This window comes from Virgibacillus sp., from assembly GCF_013393565.1.
GTDB classification, from domain to species: domain Bacteria; phylum Bacillota; class Bacilli; order Bacillales; family Amphibacillaceae; genus Virgibacillus; species Virgibacillus dokdonensis.
On record NZ_JABXHF010000024.1, the window covers coordinates 13,206 to 33,218 of the forward strand.

The following is a 20,013-nucleotide window of genomic DNA, read 5'->3' on the forward strand; positions in this document are numbered from 1 at the left end:
AAATAAATAAGAGGGATACGTTAATGTATACCCAAATAAAAAAACAATAAACCTAATTTTCTAATATTTATGTGTAAGCTAAGATCTTCTCTTCCTATTCTATTAAATCTTGTAAAGCCAGACATAAGAAATAAAAAAACTACAGACTTCGTCAAACCTTTATACCGAAATCTATAGTTTTTTTATGCTATGAACGCTAAATGATTATACTTTCCAAAAAATAAAGAAAGCCGTCCTCATTTGAGAACGACTTTCTCTTATACTATTAAAGAACGCGGCGTACATGTCCTTTAAATGCATTGCTCCAGTATGAATTAGACATGCTCTCTATGGAAACTCCTGGTGTACTTTGCGCACCAATGAAATTACCTCCACCCATGTAAATAGCGACATGTCCATTTTTCTTATAAGTATCAAAGAAAACTAGATCTCCAGGTTGAATTTCACTGTATGAGATTTTTTGACCTACATTTACTAATGCGCTTGTGCTTGATGGAATAGAGTAGCCACCTTGTGCAAATGCCCAAGATACAAATCCAGAACAATCAAAGCCGCTTGGTCCCTTTCCTCCCCAAACATAAGGCACACCTAAATGTTGACGTCCAGAATTAACAATTGTACTTACACTGCCACTTCCAGCTGACACTTTTGGTGCAGAAGAAGAGCTTTTACTTTTTGTTTCGCTTTTACTACCTAGCGTTTGCAATTCTCCGCCATTAGAAGTATTACTACGAGTTGCAGCTTCAGATTGACGTTCAACTTGCATGCTTTGTCTTACTTCTGCTTGAAGATCAGCAAGATTGTTATCTTTGATTTCTAAGTCTTCTTTTAAACCTTCAAGATCAGCTTTTTTATCTTTTAGTTTTGCTTCTTTTTTCTCGTTTTCTTCTTTTTGTTGTTTAATAGTTTCCTGTATACCTTTTAATTCAACTTGTAATGCTTCCATCTCCTCTAAACTATTAACAACTTTATCTTTCTTCTCATTCACTTCTTTTTTATCTTTCTCTTGTTCTTCTATTAAATTAGCATCTGAATTTGTAATTTTATTAACAGCTGATACACGGTTAATAAATTCACCAAAGTCCTTAGAACCAAAAATAACTTCTAAGTAGTTAACGTCACCACCACTTTTTTGATAAGAAACAGCACGTTCTTTTAACTTATTAAAGCGTTTCTCGATTGCATCTTCCAGTGTTGCTATCTCTTTTTCAAGCTTGTCCACTTCTTGTTCTTTTTTAGCAATATCGGCTTGCACTTTTTCGATTTGCGCTTTATTTTCTTTCATTGCATCATCGAATTGCGTGATTTGTTGATTCAACTCTTCTAATTCAACTAGCACATCAGCAATTTTCGCTTCTGCTTTTGAAAGATCGGCTTTAATTGCTTCTCGATCACTTTGAATTTCTGTTTGCTTATCTTTTAAGTTCCCTAGTGTCTCCGCTTGCACCTGTGTATGAAAAAATGCACTGCTAAATCCAACGACTGTCACAGTCGCAACTGTTACAATTGACTTCTTCAAGATACTCCCCCGCTTTTTACATAGAATTTTTTATATGTATCTATCTTTTTGCTGTAGCTAATAATAGATTTTAAATTATGTATAACTATCTTAGTAGGCAACTCGTATTATAACAGCTAAAAGTTGCAAGCGTGTTATAGTAATATTACAATTATATTTCAAATACGACATAATGTTTTACTTTTCATGAAAAGAAGCGTTTATTCGCTAACGAACAACGCTTCTCCGGGGATATTTCGAAATATAAATGAAGTTCATAGATCATATTTACTTATAAAGAAAATTGTTCTTCTTCTGTTGAACCTTTTAATGCAGCCGTTGAGGACGTACCTCCAGAAACCACCTGTGCGACTTCATCAAAATACCCAGTTCCTACTTCTCGTTGATGTCTTGTAGCAGTATATCCATATTTTTCGCTATCAAATTCATTTTGTTGTAACTCCGAATATGCCTTCATACCTTCTGTTTTATATTTTCTTGCCAATTCAAACATACTATAATTAAGAGCGTGAAATCCTGCTAACGTAACAAACTGGAATTTATATCCAAGTTCTGCTATTCTATTCTGGAACTGAGCAATTTCTTCATCTGTCAACTTTTTCTTCCAATTAAATGATGGTGAACAATTATAAGCTAACATTTTGTTTGGATATTTTTCGTGTATCGCCTCGGCAAATTGTTTAGCTTCTTCGTAATTTGGTTCTGAAGTTTCACACCAGATTAAATCAGCATAAGGCGCATACGCAAGTCCCCTTGCGATCGCTTGATGAATACCAGATTTCGTCTTATAAAAGCCTTCTGTTGTTCTCTCTCCAGTAATAAATCGAGCATCATAAGGATCTACATCACTCGTAATCAAATCGGCCGCATTTGCATCGGTTCTAGCAACAATAATAGTAGGTGTTCCCATTACATCCGCAGCCAATCGAGCAGCAATCAAATTTCGTACCGCTGTTTGTGTAGGTAGCAATACTTTACCGCCTAAATGGCCACATTTTTTCTCTGAAGCTAGTTGATCCTCAAAATGTACACCTGAAGCACCTGCCTCAATCATTGATTTCATAAGTTCGAATACATTTAATTGACCACCAAAACCAGCTTCTGCATCAGCGACAATTGGCGCAAACCAATCGATATCCTCTTTCCCCTCTGAATAATGAATTTGATCCGCTCGTTGCAATGCTTGATTTATCCGCTTTACTACATTTGGTACACTATTCACAGGGTACAAGCTTTGGTCTGGATACATTTGCCCTGCTAAGTTCGCATCTGCAGCTACTTGCCAACCACTAAGATAAATTGCTTTTAATCCAGCTTTAACTTGTTGAACAGCTTGATTTCCTGTTAAAGCTCCAAGTGCATGAATGTAATCTTCCGTTTGTAATAATTCCCATAATTTCTCCGATCCTTTTTCTGCCAATGTGTATGCTATATCCACGGAACCCCTTAAACGAATAACTTTTTCCGCACTATAAGGCCTTTCTACACCTATCCACCGTTCATCATTTTCCCAAGCTTTCTGTAATTTTTCTACACGTTCAGTTACCATTGTAAATTTCCCCCTTTATTAGTACTTAAAAACTCCCTTTGTTATAATACAAATATTATTGTTATATAACATAAACACCAAAAAAATTAATCCTGTTTCTTAGAAAGACAATGATCACATTCCTGAATGATACTTTTTCCATCTACAGCTTTCCCACATTCTGGACACATTGTAAATTCTTTTTGCACTTTCACCCCTCCTTTTATATAACAGTTATATTTTAAATACTTTTGTTATAACACAGTTTATGGGATTTACTTGAAAAATGCAACCCTTTTTTTCAATTTGGTTGAAATATTTTTAAAGTTCATGGAAAATAGATGAGGATACCAAGTTTTGTCTTATATATAAAGTGCTTTTACATCCACTTTAAAAGTGTTCTTGTAAGGAAAAAGTGAAGGAGAAATAAAGTTGTACAATTTTGATTTCATAGCTTAGAACCCGAACCCTTTCCTTTGTACCTTTAACCCTTATAGTACTAAATAATCCGATAAGACAAGCTTTTATGTAATACATCTAGGAGATGAACTATAGTGAAACCTTCCCATTTTATTGGCAGCAGAGTTGTAAAAACTGGTGTCGCAGTTTTTCTTACCGCTTGGATTTGCGAGCTGTTTCATGCCCCAGCTGTGTTTGCTGTAATAACAGCTATCGTAACGATCGAGCCAACTGTAGCTGATTCCATACGTAAAGGGTTTATACGCTTTCCTGCCTCAGCAATTGGCGCTGCTTACTCCGTATTTTTTATATATTTATTTGGAAATTCGCCAATAACCTATGCGCTTGCAGCAACATTGACAATTGTCACTTGTTTTCGCCTAAAACTGCACGCAGGACTATTAGTTGCTACGCTTACAGCAGTAGCAATGATCGAAGTCATTCATAGCAATTATTTTATATCCTTTCTTATTCGCCTAGGAACAACTACAATCGGCTTAGTTGTTTCTACTGCCGTCAATATGTTTGTTCTACCACCTGATTATACATCACATATCACGGAAAATATGATGACCATTCGAAAACGTTTAGCGACTAGAATTAAAAAAGTATTCTATGCAGTAACAGCTGAACAGCCAATAACAGCGGTCCATTCATTACATTCATCAGATGATGTATATAAAAAAATTCGCCAAACGGAAACACTTATCCAATTCCAAAAAGAAGAAGCCAAATATCATCCACTAACAAGTAGCGAAAAGAAATTTTTCAAGCAAATAGAAAAACAGCTAGCAAGCTTAAAACTAATTCATTACCATATTGATAATGTTCTTACCACGAAGTTGAGAAATGACCTTTGGATGGACCATGAAAAAAAGATTATTAGAGAGGTTGTTGATGAATTGGTGGACACTTTCCACCATAAAACCAAGTTAAATCAAACGGATATTTGCAATTTAAGAGAACTTTATTGGCGAGAAAATGGAGTTGCCAGTCGAAAGCCAGATGCAAATATTGCAAATCTTCCACCTGAATTAATTATTACGTATGAGTTACTTACCATTTGTCAGCTAACGAATCGTTTCTTAGAGTATGGGAATAATGTTGACGTGGTAAATTCATCTGATTAACAACGGCTATATGCGGTTAAGAAAGCTAAACTTATCGCCAAGTTTCATGTCAAGGAGCAAATTATTTCAAAAAATATTACAGTACAAAAAAACGAGCTCTCCGACACTCGTTTTTTGTACTTATTCAACTAAATGATTTTTAAAAGCATATATAACAGCTTGCGTGCGATCTTGCACTTCTAACTTAGATAAAATATTACTTACATGTACTTTTACCGTTTTTAACGAAATAAACAATTGATCGGCAATTTCTTGATTTGTTTTTCCTTGAGCGACTAACAACAAAATTTCCCGTTCCCTTTCTGTTAAAGCTTCGTGCAAAGCGCGTTCTGGAGAACGCATACGATTCATAATTTTCCCTGTCACTTCTGGCTCCAACACAGTTTGTCCTTCAAAGGTTGCCCGAATTGCTTTAGCTATTTCTTCCGCTTTCGATGTTTTCAACATATAACTTGTTGCACCTGCTTCTAAAGCGGGGTACACTTTCTCATCATCTAAAAAGCTAGTCACAATAATTATTTTAGCTTCTGGCCATTGTTCAATAATGAGCCGTGTTGCCTCAATTCCGTCCATTTCTTTCATAACAAGATCCATTAAAATTATATCCGGCTTTAACGTTAACGCTAGTTCTACAGCTTCTCCTCCATCAGCTGCCTCTGCAACAACTTCTATATCTGGCTGGGCCGCTAAATAAGAAGTTACTCCAATACGTACCATTTCATGGTCATCAGCAAATAATACATGTATCACTCCATCTCTCCTCCTTCATTAAAATAAGGAACTTTTACTTCTAGGCGTGTGCCTTGATTAGGAAAACTAATTATTTTATAGCTGCCACCTATTTCATAAGCTCTTTCTCTCATATTTTGTAAACCATATGATCCAGTTTTTAATTTTTTCATATCAAATCCAACCCCATCATCCGTTGCTCGCAGAATAATATTTCCATCTCTTTCTACTAACATGACATGCAAAGAATTAGCTTTTGCATGGCGTAATGTATTTGATAAAGCTTCTTGGATAATCCGAAACAATTGGTCCTCTACACCTTTATCAACAGTAAAATCCTCAATATTCCAATCAATTTGCATTGGCACTTTTTGTGTGAGTTCAATTAACAACTCCTTCGTCCCTTCTTGTAAAGATTTCCCTTTCAAAGCTACAGGACGTAAATGTAAAAGAAGTGCTCGCATTTCTAACTGCGATTGTTGAATCATATTCTCTACCATCCGAAGTTGTTTTTTCATTGTTTCATCCTGAGGCGGATTTGTTTCTGTAATTGTCGACATCATCATTGAAGCCGCAAATAATTGCTGACTGACAGAGTCATGCAATTCGCGAGCTAATCTATTTCTCTCTTGAACAACAATTTCCTGTAAGCTTTGTTCTCGTTCTACAGCTCGTTCCGTTGCTAATCGTTGAGCATGCTCTGTTTGCATCCTAAATTTATGTTGAATTTGCTCAAGATGATGCTGCATTTGTTCCAAGCCTTTTGGTATTTCCAAATCAAAACTTAGTTTTTGTCCTTTAATAATTTCTTCCATTCTCTTTTCCACAAAGTGAACACGTTGTCTCCAATAGATACCTGCAACTATCCCAGTTATAATACCAACAGTGACAGGAATAACAAATAAAATAAATAAGAAGGAGATGTCTTCTATTTTTTTATTAACAATCGTACTCCAATCATCTACGAACGCAAAAAGTGTTACTCCTGTTACTAATATTGTTAAAATAATACTATATAAAACTGCAGTAGAGATATGCCGTAATAACAGGTTCATATTCGTTTCACCTCGACATCTCCAGAGAATATAGCTATAATTATTTTTACACGAGGGAACGACGTATCATAATTTTTCGTTTGATATAATAACGTTTGGTTCATCATACGGTCATGGTAATTTCCAAAAATGTGCGCACGTCCAATAACAGAGCTATGATGAATACTAACTTCTACGTCATACGGCACATGAATCTCGATATTCCCTACAAGATGGCGAATAGAGATGACTGCCGTATCATTTGGTAACACAGTATTGCTTAAATCTATAACTCGATCACCGAATGCTCCATGAATGTTAACATCTCTCCATTGATAAGCAACATCATCTGTTCTTTGGTCATCAAAAAAGCGGTGATCAAAAAAAGGGTGTTTAATTGGGCTTGTTTCTTTACTAGTTGGTCTAGGCTTAGGAACCATTTTATCACAAGGATTGTCCTTATTAACCGCTGCACTTTTTCAAGTAGACATACAAGAGTATACTTTTGTATTTTCTACATCGGCAATGTTAAAAACTATTCTGTATTTTGGGATTATCTTCCTAATAGTTATGCTTTTCAATGTATTCATGATAAATCGTTACAAGCTGATCGATCTTTTTATAGCAAATAAAAAAAATCAGCAAGTAAAACTGAAACGAACATCCACTGCTATAGGTGTTTTTGTATTATCTTTACTTTTGATTGGAAGTGCGTACTTCCTTATGTTGAAATATGGTTTATTCAAGAGCATGAATTTACTCTGGACCAGTGTTGGTCTAGGATCAATCGGTACATTTCTTTTCTTCTTTTCATTATCAGGATTCTTGCTGAATATAGCGAAAAAAAACGAGAAATTATATTACAAGAACATCAATATATTTCTATTAAGACAAATAAATAGTAAAGTGAACTCTACGTTCATTTCAATGACCATTATTTGTTTAATGTTATTCTTTACAATAGGAGTACTCTCGACAGGATTTAGTTTGAAAAATAGTTTGGAAAAAGATCTAACAGTAACTACTCCTTACGATTCCACGCTCTCTTTCTTTAAATATGAAGAAAGTGATGAAAATCTTGAAAAGAAACTTGAGGAATTAAATGTTAAACAATATGGGGACAACATTACATTTAAAGAATACTATTCAGATGAATCAATTTCCTCGTATTTAAAAGGCTATACAGACAAACAAGCAGAGTCTGTTTTAGAAGGCAATGCATCTACTCCGTTAACATTAATAAAACGCTCTTCTTATGAAGGCTTAGCCCGATTACAAGGGAAAGACCCTGTAAATTTGCAACAAAACGAAGTACTCATTCTAACCAACCAAAAAGATATGAAAAAAACGATGAAGCGATTTGTAGATAACAATAAAAGTATTAAAATAAATCATAAAGAATATCCACTATCAGGATTTCAATTCATGTCTGTTAGAACAGATACGTCAGCTAGAGACACTATGATTGTAGTATTACCAGATCAAGCAGTATCAGAAATGGAACCATCTAGAATTTCGCTAAATATACAGTATGAGGGAGAAGCAAACAAAGCAGACCAAGAACTGTATAACTTAATCGAAACGTATAACAAAAACGCTGATAAAAACACGTATTTATTGGGAATGACTAAAACTTTAGCATATGAAGATGCTACAGGTACCTCTACGATGATAGTGTATATAGGAATATACTTAGGAATTATATTTCTAATTTCTAGTGCTGCAATCTTAGCATTACAACAGCTTTCCGAGGCTAGCGATAATAAGGCACGATATGACCTGCTAAAAAAGATAGGCGTAACACAAAAGGAAGTAAATCAATCCATTTTCAAACAAATATTCATTTATTTCATGATGCCACTTTCTCTAGCTATCATTCACTCAATTTTTGGTATAAAGGTAGTGAATAGAGCCATTGTGTCTGCTGGAGAATCAAATGTATTCTTCCCTTCCCTTCTTACTGCTGGAGTTATTATAGTAGTGTATGGAGGATACTTTTTAGCAACATATTCTGGGTATAAATCAATTCTAAAGAAATAAATTTGTACTTTTTAAGCTGAAATTTATATGCTGTTGTGCTTTAAATGGGATTAGGGTTATTAGTTTAAATTTCCGAGAACTCATCAATGATTAAACCAATCACATACCAGCTAAATTCAGTTTTAATTGTTGTAGATAATTAGCGGAGTCTTCTTTTATATCCCATACTTCTACTTGGTTAGCTTTTATCCCCAATAAATTCTATGATAAGATAATATTGCACTCTTTCCCTCTCCTTTACCTTTTTTTGTCAGCAACTCAAGGTTATCAAAAGAGAGAGGAATGAGTGTATTTTTTGCTTCTTTCTGCGCAATTGGCACAATAAGGAGTGCCACCACATTCCTAGAGCCCTATATATAGCCTTTTGTACCCAAGTACAGAAAAAGAAGCCGTACTCCAAATGGAAGACGGCTTCGAACCAGCTAAAATATTTAAATTTAAATAAAAGTGTTACCACGAGTCTTACCACGCTGTTTTTAACACTATCACACCAATACTTGTATGTATTTGGTGGAGACGGTGGGAATCGAACCCACGTCCAGAGATATCGCCACTCAGGTTTCTACACGCTTAGTCGATATATTATCATTCGCTTACTCTACAGCCTACCGACAGGCTTTCGAGCAGCTAGTCTGGTTCATTTCAACGATCATCCTCAGACGGTGAATGATAGTATAGCCCGCTTCATTTGAGACCCTTCAAATCTGCCACACGGGCGATAGCAGGAAGGATCGCTTAGCAGTGCTTAGGCAGCTGCTAAAGCAGTGTTATTGTTTGTTTTGCCAGTTATTATTAGGCATAACGTTTTACGAGTCGTAACCTCGACGTGCAACCTGAGCTCAATCTATCCCTGTCGAATCCGTAACGTCCCCATAAAAAGGATACGCTATGGAAGATTGAGCAACTATTCTTTTTTTGTCCACTAGTTATTATAACATTTGTAGAAAAAAAGTCAACTACCACGAGTCTTATCTATTTATTAGCGCATATGGTCTTTGATAGCTCGATCAACGTCTCGTTTCATTTGCTTTCTTTTCAAATCTTCACGCTTGTCGTATTTCTTTTTACCTTTTCCTAGCCCTAACAGTACCTTTGCATAACCATTTTTAATGTAAATTTTCAATGGCACAAGTGCATACCCTTGCTGTTGGGTTAAGCCAATTAATTTATCAATTTCTTTACGGTGTAAAAGCAGTTTTCTTGTACGAGTTGGATCGTGATTAAATCGATTTCCCTGTGCATATTCTGCAATATGCAAATTAATTAATTTTACTTCACCACGATCAATCCGCGCATGCGCATCCTTAATATTTACCCTTCCGGCACGAATCGACTTAATCTCTGTGCCTTGCAGAACAATCCCTGCTTCATACGTATCTTCTATAAAATAGTCATGAGATGCTCTTTTATTTGTTGCAATTACTTTTCCTTGTCCTTTTGGCATCGGTACTTCCTCCTACTTCTTACATGCACCTTATTCTACCAAATTACGAGCCATATTCCAATAAATACATGTATATTATTCTGATGAATTATATATTTATATCAACCATACAAACAAAATCTAAAAGCTAAACGATGTAAAATGCTTAGAAAGACTTGGCTTATCTTCAAGTCTTTCTGACGTAAGCTGTAGTTTTTCTTATACTATAAGCCTTAAAACTCTATACTATCCCCTCGTAACACAAAACCGCCATCCATAATAGGAAAGCGGCTGTAGATTATTTCTTTATTCGTTTCGCTTTGATTTTTTTCTTTGGTTTCGTTTCTTCATCGTATACAATGGAAAAATCAACCGTGCGTTCATCAATGTTAACACTTGCTACTTTTACTTGTACTTCTTCGCCAATGCGGTACACTTTAGCTGTTCTTTCTCCGATCATTGCTTGACTCCGCTGATCATAGTGATAATAATCATCCGTTAAATAGCTAACATGTACCAAGCCTTCTACTGTATTCTCTAATTCCACAAATAAGCCAAAATTCGTAATAGAACTAATTACCCCAGTATATTCTTCACCAATTTTATCCTGCATAAATTCTGCCTTTTTCAAGTCATCTGTTTCTCGTTCAGCGTCGACCGCTCGGCGTTCAGCAGCAGAAGTTTGTCTGGCTATTTCTGGAAGTTGGCCTTTCCACTTCTGCAATGTTCGCTGATCCATCTTTTTATCAATTAAATAGGTACGAATCAAGCGGTGTACAATTAAATCTGGATAACGACGAATTGGAGAAGTAAAATGTGTATAAAAAGATGTCGCTAAACCGAAATGTCCAATACTTTGGGGGTCATATTTTGCTTGTTGCATCGACCGAAGCATTAATTTTGAAACGATCATTTCTTCAGGCTTTCCTTTTACCTCTTCCAACACCTTTTGAAGTGCTTGTGGATGAATTTCATTATTCGTACCTTTGACCACGTAACCCAGACCCGCTAAAAATTCAAAAAACGTTTGTAATTTATCAGGATCTGGATCTTGGTGAATACGATGAATAAACGGCACGTCCATCCAATGGAAATGCTCTGCTACCGTTTCATTTGCCGCTAACATAAATTCTTCTATCAGTCGCTCTGCAACGGAACGCTCTCGTAACACAACATCCTGTGGCTTTCCATTTTCATCTACTACTACTTTCGCTTCTTTGAAGTCAAAATCAATCGCACCTCGATTCATTCGCTTCCTTCGTAAAATAGCAGCTAATGCTTCCATATTTTCAAACATAGGAACAAGCTCTTGATAGCGTTCTTGTAAAGAACTATCTTTTTCTACCAAAATTTGATTCACATCATGATAGGTCATCCGCTCATTTGTTCGAATAACGCTTGGGAAAATTTCATGTTTTACAACGTTGCCAGAAGTATCTATTTCCATTTCGCAACCCAATGTCAATCTATCCACTTTAGGGTTCAATGAGCAGATTCCGTTAGACAAACGATGTGGAATCATCGGAATGACGCGATCAACTAAGTAAACACTAGTACCTCTTTCAAAGGCTTCTTCATCCATAGGACTCCCTTGATCAATATAATGGCTCACATCAGCAATATATACTCCGAGAAGGTAGTTACCATTGTCTAATTGCTTTACAGAGACAGCATCATCTAAATCTTTTGCATCTGCACCGTCAATGGTTACAATGGTTTCCTCCCGAAGATCCCTGCGCCCTTCCATTTCTTCTTCAGTAATGGCTTCAGGTGTATTCGCTGCTTGCTCTAACACTTTTTCAGGAAAATCTACTTTAATGCCATGCTTATGAATAATGGACATAATATCAATGCCAGGGTCATTTTTATGTCCTAAAATATGAATAATTTCCCCTTCCGCACTTTTCCTTCCTTCTGGATATTTCGTAATATGCGCAATTACCTTATGTCCGCTAACAGCGCCATTCGTACTATCCTTAGGGATAAAAATATCATTAGGAATACGCTTATCATCTGCAATAACAAAACCAAACGAACGATTATTTTCAAATGTACCGACAACTTGTAATGTCGCTCTTTCTAAGATCCGAATGACAGTTCCTTCCGAGCGATTTCCAGAATCACTTCTTTTCTCAATGCGGACAAGCACTTTATCTCCGTTCATAGCCGAGCCAAGATCAGAATAATGAATATAAACATCATCGCGTGATTCGTCATCTGGGATTAAAAAAGCAAACCCTTTGGCATGCATTTGAATTCTACCACGGACAAGGTTCATCTTTTCTGGTAATCCAAATCTGTTTTTTCTTGTTCGTACGAGCTCCCCAGATTCCTCTAAAGCATTTAATGATTTGATGAGCTCTTTAAATTCTGTTGCATCTTCAATCTCTAGCGCTTCTTCTATTTCATGGACTGTTAAAGGCTTTGTACCATTTTCTTTAAAATATTGTTGAATTTTTTCTTTCATTGTTTCTTCACCCTCTTTCTATTTATTATTCTCATTTGACTGTTATTATAATCATTGTTCCCATTTTAATGTTTCGAGAAACTGATAAATATCCTCAAAAACTTGCTCTTTTTCTTTTCCCATTGTAATAACGTGTCCTGACTCTTCATACCATTTGATCGTTTTATGCTCTGCTTCTACATTTTCATAAATATAGTTTGCACTGTCCGTATTTATCATTTGATCCTTTCTAGCTTGAACGACCATTGTTGGCGTATAAATCGTATCTACTTCATTTTTCACTTCAGTAATGAATGCACCTAATTGTTTAAATAGCGGTTTAGAATTTGTTAATAACGTATCTAATTCTTGTTCTATCACATGATCATCTTTACGTTCCAGCTGTTTATATTCTTTGGCAAATAGTCGAAATCCTTTTGTTAATTGCGTTTCATTATCAAAAAACATAGGTGAACACATTGGAATAACAGCCTTTGTTTGTTCTGTGTATGCTAATTTCAAGCCTAGTACCCCACCTAATGATAAGCCAGAAACAGCAATTTCTCTATACCCCAAATCTTTTAAATGCTGGTATGCTTCTAACACATCCTCCCACCACTCGCCTGGTGTCGATTGAATTAAGTCTTCAGGCGGTAACCCATGCCCTCTGTAGATGGGTGCATGACTAGTATACCCGCGTTTTTCTAAATATCGCCCTAACATACGGACGTCTGCAGAATGTCCAGTAAATCCATGTAATAATAATACGGCACGTGGTCCTGCTTCAAAAGTAAAGGGTTGAGGTTGTTTTATTTTCATGATTGATAACTCCTTTTCCTGCTTTAATACAATTACCTATTTTCGTTTATTGTAAACTCCTTATTGAAACAAGTTACTCCTTTTTAGTAACCTTGCAGTTTTAATATACTATTTCATCAACGAATACGGCATAATTTATTTTAATCGAATTAGAACCCTTTTAACAAAACTTCTGTTTTTTATTAAAAAGCTTGACTATCTTTAAAGTCCTTATGGCGATAGGATATCGTCGTTTTTCTTAAGATAAGAAACAACCATGGCTTGCCAAGACCGCGAGCCGCCATCTTTCATGAAAAAACTTTTGCTTTATAATGTTTAGATGCTTAAAATACTGTCAAATAAATGAGTTAGATAAGTGTAAATAGAGTTGTTTTTTCATACAAACGTATTAAATGAGGTGCTTTGGATAACGAAATATCCAGATAGCCAAGTCTGGCTCCATCTCCCAGCAACGAGGCGACTTTACTCCATTGCACTAAGCTAAGTCATCATCGGTTCGACGTTAAGAGGAAAGCCGACTAAAAACAGGTGTCCCTCGCCTTTGTTCTACTATAGATCCTAAAACGTTTAATACTTTCCTGTAGTGCAATGAAAAGAACGAACTTCTCAACATGAGCCATAGACTTTCTAATAATAGAATAAAACCCTTACCTGCCAATTTAGAAGCGGTAAGGGTCTAAAATATCATTTATTGTAATACATAGGCACTTAAAAATGCTAATACAAAGAAAATGACCGCTGTGACAATTGTTCCTCGATGTAATACAAGATCAATTCCCCTTGCTTTCTGCTTACCAAACAACTGCTCAGCACCTCCAGAAATAGCACCTGATAAACCTTCACTTTTTCCAGATTGTAGTAGAACTAATATAATCATTATAATTCCATCAATAACTAACAATACATTAACTATTCCAAGCATAACCTCAATATACCTCCTGTAACAGATAAGCAACCACATCGTACACTTTTCCCGAATTTACAAGTATGCTTTGGGAGCATACTTAGACTTACGTATAACTTTAGCATAGTTATAGGAAATATAGCAAGCCTTTTTAAGTAGACGAAGAAGAAATTTACAATTATGATAGAAAATAAGAAATGGAGGCTGATGTCATATGAAACAGCAAACTTTTTGGTACCAAACCGATGATCATACAGACGTATTTATTAAAAAATGGGAACCCGCTTTTCCTGCAAAAGGGGTTATTCAAATTGCTCATGGCATGATGGAGCATATAGAAAGGTATCATGATTTTGCTACTTATTTAACGTCTCAAGGGTTTATCGTTTATGGAAATGATCATAGAGGACACGGAAAAACTGGTGAAAAACAAGGTATGCTTGGTTATTTCGCTGAAACAGATGGCTTTTACAAAGCGGTTCATGATCTGCGCCAAGTATCGGAACTTATTCAGACTTCTCACCCATCTTTACCTGTATTCTTATTCGGACATAGCATGGGGTCTTTTTTTGTCCGCTCTTATATCCAATCTTACAGTAATTCCATTTCTGGAGTTATTCTTTCTGGAACTGGATATTATCCTACAACTAAATTAATAGCAGGGCAACGTTTAGCATCTCTCCTTCCGCCGAAAGAAAAAGCGGTTTGGATGAATAAGCTTGTTTTTGGTTCATTTAATAAAAAAGTAGATTACGCTCCTACTGGATTTGAATGGTTAACGCGATCAACAGAAGCAATTGATAAGTATATGAAAGATCCGTACACTGGATTTATTCCAACCGGACAATTTTTTTACGATTTATTTACCGGTTTGCGAAGTATTCATAACTCGAACAATTATCTACAAATACGGTGCGATCTTCCAGTACTATTGATTAGCGGGGATCATGATCCAGTTGGAAATTACGCAAAAGGCGTTTGGAAGACAGCTGAATTTTATACCAATTGCGGTTTAACTCAGATTGTGACAATGCTATTTGCTAACGGTAGACACGAGCTGATTCATGAATGGAACAAACAGGAAGTATATGAAGTGATTATGCAGTGGACGAAGAAAGCGATTGCTTAAAACGCTATTTATAAAAGTTTTGCTCATAAACACTTTTATAGCTCTATTTACACGCCTGTACATTGTCATGAACCTTAAATATACTGGATAAAAATACATGGAGTGGAAATAATACACATAATTCACCGCTTTTCGCGCTTGTTTTCGACAAAGTTTTTAAAATCTCTTTTAATTGCTTGTACCTTCCTACACAAGCAGTTAAAATAGATATGATTGATACAAAGAAAGGTTGGAAAATGATTATGGCTAACATTCAAGGAATTGCTGCATCTTCAGGTATCGCTATTGCCAAAGCATACCTATTAGAAACTCCAGACTTATCATTTGAAAAAATCACGACAGCTACCCCTCAAGTGGAAATAGAACGACTTGATAAAGCACTTGAAATTTCCAAGCAAGAATTAGAGCAAATTAAAGCTCATACGAAAGAAAATATTGGTGATGAGCATGCGGAAATTTTTTCTGCTCATTTGTTAGTACTTAGTGACCCTGAATTGATTAATCCTATGAAGAATAAAATGAATGAAGAAAATGTAAACGCAGAAGCTGCGCTAGATGAAGTTGCTACCATGTTTATCGACATGTTCAAAAATATGGACAATGATTATATGCGAGAAAGAGCAGCAGATATATACGATGTAACAAAGCGTGTTAAAGCCCATCTATTAGGGGTTACTTTCCCAGACCCTGCATTGATTGATGAAGAAGTAATTGTAATTGCAAAAGACTTAACACCATCCGATACTGCGCAATTAAACAGAGATTTCGTTAAAGGCTTTGCGACAGATATTGGTGGCCGTACATCCCACTCAGCTATTATGGCAAGATCGCTTGAGATCCCAGCAGTTGTTGGTACAAAAGAAGTGACGAGCACCATCCAAAAAGATGATTTAATCATCGTTGATGGTAATGAAGGGGTTGTAATTGTTAACCCAACGGAAGAAATAGTCGCAACTTATGAGAAAAAACAAGAAGAATTTGCCAAGCAAAAACAAGAGTGGGCAAAACTAAAAAACGAACCTACATTAGCTGCAGATGGCGAACAAGTAGAACTAGCAGCAAATATTGGTACACCAGATGACGTACTAGGCGTTTTAGACAATGGTGGGGAAGGTGTCGGCTTATACCGTACAGAGTTTTTATATATGGGGAAGAGTCAGCTCCCAACAGAAGAAGAACAGTTCACGGCATATAAATCCGTGCTTGAGCAAATGGATGGAAAACCTGTTGTTGTTCGTACTTTAGATATTGGTGGGGACAAAGAGTTAAACTACTTAGATCTTCCTAAAGAATTAAATCCATTTCTAGGTTTCCGTGCCATTCGTTTTTGCCTAGATAATGAGCATGTATTCCGTCCACAATTACGTGCATTACTACGGGCTAGCGTTTATGGAAATCTAAAAATTATGTTCCCAATGATCGCTACGTTGGAAGAGTTTCGCCAAGCAAAAGCCATTCTAATGGATGAAAAAGAGGCTCTTTTAAAAGAAGGAAAAGAAGTATCCGATCATATTGAAATAGGGATCATGGTAGAAATCCCTTCAACTGCCGTTATTGCAAAACAATTTGCAAAAGAGGTAGACTTCTTCAGTATCGGTACAAACGACCTTATCCAATATACGATGGCCGCAGACCGAATGAACGAACAAGTTTCCTACTTGTACCAACCATACCACCCAGCCATTTTAAATTTGGTAAACAATGTTATTGAAGCTGCTCACAGTGAAGATAAATGGGTAGGCATGTGTGGGGAAATGGCAGGAGATGCTATTGCGATTCCTATTTTACTCGGTCTTGGTTTAGATGAATTCAGTATGAGCGCTACATCTATTTTACCTGCACGTACACAAATACGTGACCTAGATAAAGGAAAGTTAGCATCCTATAAGGACGAACTTCTTTCTATGAGCACCGCTGAAGAAGTGGTCCAATTTATTAAAGAAAAAACAGAATAAGTTAGATAAAACCGCAGAACGCTTTCGTTTTGCGGTTTTATACTACTATTTTAATATGTCTTTTGTTGTCATCGTACAATTGCAAATGCGTTTTCGTTTTTCTTCATTCCCTCCCCCTGCAGGTCTACGGTATACAGGGCTAACTAAGAAACACTATTCGCATCTTTTATTATTCATGCTAATAGCCTACGTAGTACTTTTCATCCTCCCTTCTCCCCTAAGTGAAGAAAAATTTTTTAGTAGGACTGTTGTTATTACATTTTCCCTGTCATGGTGCTATTTCCCCGTCTCATTATAACCGCTTATAACTAACGACTATTCCTTTTTTAGTACGCTGGGTATTGGAAAGATATTTTCTGTTATTTAAGATAAAAGCATTTTATTTGCCCACTTATTAGTCTGTTTTTCTCATTCAAGAAAAATTGTTTTGTTTAAAACAGCGAGAAAAAATAACTTGCATTCGCGTATAATTGCTTATATACAACTTCTAATGGTGCTGCTTTCAGTTGTGACATTTTATGTACTGCTCGATGAATCATACTCGGTTCTGTCATTTCGCCTGCGAACGGCCCTTCAAAAGGCCACGGTCCATCTGTTTCCACCATCATATGCGTTAAGGGGTACCTTCGTACAAGCTGTTGGATTTCTTTTTCATAGCAAACATCTGGCGTAACCGATATAAAATATTCATTTTCTATCATCCGTTCTACGGTTCGTTTACTGCCTTTGAACCAATGAAAATGTGCTTTTTGAATAGAATGCTTTTCTAATAGATCACATACGACATCTGCATCTTCATAAACGGCATGCAAACTAATTGGTAGGTCAAGCCGCTTGGCTAGCTTTATAAATGCCTCTAGTACTTTGATATAAGCTTCTAATTTTAATTTTGGATCTGCTTGCCGTTTATAATATGGTAAACCAACCTCACCAATAGCGACCATTTCATAATGGTGCTTTTCGATATACAGCAACAAATCTGCCAGATCTTCCTCTATTGGAAGGGCTTGCTCAGGATGAAAACCAAACGCAGGCTTCACCCTTTCAAATTGTTTGTGTAAATCAAGATTTACTTTGCAAGATGGTAAGTCATAGGACACGCTAACCATTACTTCTAGTTTCGTTCGCTCTGTTTGCTGGAGAATTTGTTGTCGTTCCTTTTGTTTATACATGTCTAGATGGATATGTGCATCGATAATTGCTACATTCATGCTTACTCCCTCAATTCATAATAAAGCTGTTTTTTATAATCTAAAAAAGATTTGCTTAACACAAGCTCCTCTTCACGTGGTCTCTCAAAGGGGATAACAAGCTCCCTTTGAATCCTTGCTGGTTTATTTGACAATACAAGAATTCGCTCGGATAAAAATAATGCTTCTTCAATATTATGGGTAACAAACAAAATGGATCTTCGATGTTTTTCCCATATAGATAGTAACCACTTTTGCATTTCCGCTCTCGTAAATTCATCCAAAGCAGAAAAAGGTTCATCTAAACAAATCATCGATTGTGGACTCTTCATACTACGAAGAAAAGAAACACGCTGTTTCATGCCTCCTGACAATTCATGCGGGTATGCTTGCTCGTAACCTTGTAACCCAGCTTTGGCAATCATTTCCCGTGCTTCTTCTTCATCTGTCTTGCCATGAACAATTTCTTCCCCAAGCAAAACATTTTGCAAAACCGTTCGCCATGGAAAAAGCGAAGCGGCCTGTGGCATATAGCTAATATTTCCACGTAAGCCCGAAATATACTGTCCATTTAAATAAATAGCACCTGTATCTGGAGCGGTAATGCCACCAATTATATTAAATAATGTACTCTTCCCGCTCCCTGATGGACCTAATATAGACACAAACTCACCATCTTGAACGGAAAAAGAAAGCTGCTGTAACACTTGATGATTACCAAACGATTTACTTACATTTTGTACGTCTAATTTCCCCATTTCATTCTCCTTCTTCCATATCGCAATTAAAACTATAGCGTTATTATTCATCTTCTTGAGCAGACGCTTTTACCACTTTTCGTTCTACAAAAGAAAGCAGTCCAAAAAAAAGTAAACTTAACGTGACAATAAACAAAATCGCTACAAATACGCTATCCGTTCGAAACGATGAGGAAGCAAGTGTCATATAATAACCAATTCCCTCACTCGCACCAAGCCATTCGGAAATAACTGCCCCCATTACACTATAAGTAGCTGCGATTTTCAAGCCACTGAATAGGGAGGGTAAGGCATGTGGCCATTCTAATTTGAAGAAGATTTGCCGTTTATTGGCACCAGCCATTAGCATATAATGATGTAATTCACGACTTGTTTGTCGAAATCCATCCAAAGTAGCTATTGTGATTGGAAAAAAACAGACGAGTGTAATCACAATTAATTTAGGTAATATGCCAAAGCCGAACCAAACAACGAGTAATGGAGCTAAAATAATGATTGGGATATTTTGTGAAATTATTAATAATGGATAGATCGCCTCTCGTAAAACTGGCACTAAATGTAAACAAATAGCAACTAGGATTCCAACACTACTGCCAATAACAAATCCTATCACAGATAGTTGAATGGTTGCCCAGAGATGATGATTGTAATCGCTCCAGCCAATGATGGTTTCTTGCCCAATAGATGTAGGGGGAGGCAAGATCCATTCCGGAACCTCAAATAGCTTACTTGCTGTCTCCCAAATGATAATCAAAAGGATGAGGACCAAAGCTGGCCGCCATCCTCTTCTCACTACATTCCTAGCCATTAGCGATATTTCTCCGTTAACGTACTCATCGCAGCCACTGTTGCCTGGAAACATATCTTCACTTGCGCAATAACGCTGGTCACACCTACTTCTTCCATTCCATGCTCCATTTTCTCACCATTCTCAACATAGTTGGATAATT

Annotated in this window: 16 protein-coding genes and 1 other RNA gene; 4 read left to right on the forward strand and 13 right to left on the reverse strand. The window is 36.4% G+C overall.

The annotated features are described in order from the left end of the window. Positions 1-265 precede the first annotated feature (265 nt). Positions 266-1,519 (reverse strand): C40 family peptidase, encoded by a 1,254-nt coding sequence (locus HLX49_RS07025; RefSeq protein WP_237342760.1) that lies wholly within the window; start codon positions 1,517-1,519, stop codon positions 266-268. A gap of 271 nt (positions 1,520-1,790) precedes the next feature. Then, positions 1,791-3,068, reverse strand: a complete 1,278-nt coding sequence (gene aceA, locus HLX49_RS07030) for an isocitrate lyase (RefSeq protein WP_077705117.1) — start codon at positions 3,066-3,068, stop codon at positions 1,791-1,793. 533 nt (positions 3,069-3,601) lie between these two features. On the opposite strand from aceA, the gene HLX49_RS07035 reads away from it, so the two are divergent. Then, positions 3,602-4,636 (forward strand): aromatic acid exporter family protein, encoded by a 1,035-nt coding sequence (locus tag HLX49_RS07035; protein WP_077705120.1) that lies wholly within the window; start codon positions 3,602-3,604, stop codon positions 4,634-4,636. 120 nt (positions 4,637-4,756) lie between these two features. On the opposite strand, the gene HLX49_RS07040 is transcribed toward HLX49_RS07035, so the two are convergent. Genes HLX49_RS07040 through liaF form a run of 3 tightly spaced genes read right to left on the reverse strand, consistent with a single transcriptional unit; the run spans position 4,757 to position 6,839 of the window. Continuing rightward, positions 4,757-5,386 carry a response regulator gene (locus HLX49_RS07040; protein WP_077705123.1) on the reverse strand — a complete coding sequence of 210 codons (630 nt, stop codon included), beginning with the start codon at positions 5,384-5,386 and terminating at the stop codon, positions 4,757-4,759. Beyond that, on the reverse strand, positions 5,383-6,420 hold the full coding sequence (locus tag HLX49_RS07045; RefSeq protein ID WP_077705126.1) for a sensor histidine kinase: 1,038 nt from the start codon (positions 6,418-6,420) through the stop codon (positions 5,383-5,385). The genes HLX49_RS07040 and HLX49_RS07045 overlap by 4 nt, the downstream gene beginning before the upstream one ends. Next, the gene (liaF, locus tag HLX49_RS07050; protein WP_367112727.1) at positions 6,417-6,839 is read right to left on the reverse strand and encodes a cell wall-active antibiotics response protein LiaF; all 423 of its coding nucleotides are present in this window, start codon (positions 6,837-6,839) and stop codon (positions 6,417-6,419) included. The genes HLX49_RS07045 and liaF overlap by 4 nt, the downstream gene beginning before the upstream one ends. A gap of 547 nt (positions 6,840-7,386) precedes the next feature. Between liaF and HLX49_RS07055 the strand changes: the two genes are divergently transcribed. Further along, positions 7,387-8,439, forward strand: coding sequence for an ABC transporter permease (locus HLX49_RS07055; protein ID WP_296361081.1), 1,053 nt, complete (start codon positions 7,387-7,389; stop codon positions 8,437-8,439). Between the two features lie 508 nt (positions 8,440-8,947). Here HLX49_RS07055 and ssrA read toward each other — a convergent pair. The 5 genes from ssrA to secG form a co-directional block, all read right to left on the reverse strand. Further along, positions 8,948-9,311, reverse strand: a transfer-messenger RNA (tmRNA) gene (gene ssrA / locus HLX49_RS07060). A gap of 107 nt (positions 9,312-9,418) precedes the next feature. Then, entirely contained in the window at positions 9,419-9,883 is a 465-nt protein-coding gene (gene smpB / locus HLX49_RS07065) for an SsrA-binding protein SmpB (protein WP_077705176.1), read from the reverse strand. A gap of 277 nt (positions 9,884-10,160) precedes the next feature. Then, the gene (rnr, locus tag HLX49_RS07070) at positions 10,161-12,329 is read right to left on the reverse strand and encodes a ribonuclease R (protein WP_077705179.1); all 2,169 of its coding nucleotides are present in this window, start codon (positions 12,327-12,329) and stop codon (positions 10,161-10,163) included. A 51-nt stretch (positions 12,330-12,380) separates the two neighbouring features. Continuing rightward, positions 12,381-13,127, reverse strand: coding sequence for an alpha/beta hydrolase (locus tag HLX49_RS07075; protein WP_077705182.1), 747 nt, complete (start codon positions 13,125-13,127; stop codon positions 12,381-12,383). Between the two features lie 688 nt (positions 13,128-13,815). Next, the gene (secG, locus tag HLX49_RS07080; RefSeq protein WP_050352382.1) at positions 13,816-14,049 is read right to left on the reverse strand and encodes a preprotein translocase subunit SecG; all 234 of its coding nucleotides are present in this window, start codon (positions 14,047-14,049) and stop codon (positions 13,816-13,818) included. 196 nt (positions 14,050-14,245) lie between these two features. On the opposite strand from secG, the gene HLX49_RS07085 reads away from it, so the two are divergent. Together HLX49_RS07085 and ptsP are read left to right on the forward strand one after the other, a co-directional pair. Beyond that, positions 14,246-15,160 (forward strand): alpha/beta fold hydrolase, encoded by a 915-nt coding sequence (locus HLX49_RS07085; RefSeq protein ID WP_296361082.1) that lies wholly within the window; start codon positions 14,246-14,248, stop codon positions 15,158-15,160. A 242-nt stretch (positions 15,161-15,402) separates the two neighbouring features. Then, positions 15,403-17,115 carry a phosphoenolpyruvate--protein phosphotransferase gene (gene ptsP, locus HLX49_RS07090; RefSeq protein WP_077706924.1) on the forward strand — a complete coding sequence of 571 codons (1,713 nt, stop codon included), beginning with the start codon at positions 15,403-15,405 and terminating at the stop codon, positions 17,113-17,115. 431 nt (positions 17,116-17,546) lie between these two features. Here ptsP and HLX49_RS07095 read toward each other — a convergent pair whose 3' ends face one another. From HLX49_RS07095 to HLX49_RS07105, 3 genes are read right to left on the reverse strand one after another with little or no spacing between them, the layout of a single operon-like run. Beyond that, positions 17,547-18,326, reverse strand: a complete 780-nt coding sequence (locus HLX49_RS07095) for a TatD family hydrolase (RefSeq protein ID WP_296361083.1) — start codon at positions 18,324-18,326, stop codon at positions 17,547-17,549. Between the two features lie 2 nt (positions 18,327-18,328). Next, a complete protein-coding gene (locus HLX49_RS07100; RefSeq protein WP_296361084.1) occupies positions 18,329-19,063 on the reverse strand; it encodes an ABC transporter ATP-binding protein in 735 nt (244 codons plus the stop codon). A gap of 43 nt (positions 19,064-19,106) precedes the next feature. Next, a complete protein-coding gene (locus tag HLX49_RS07105) occupies positions 19,107-19,871 on the reverse strand; it encodes an ABC transporter permease (protein ID WP_296361085.1) in 765 nt (254 codons plus the stop codon). Positions 19,872-20,013: the final 142 nt, after the last annotated feature.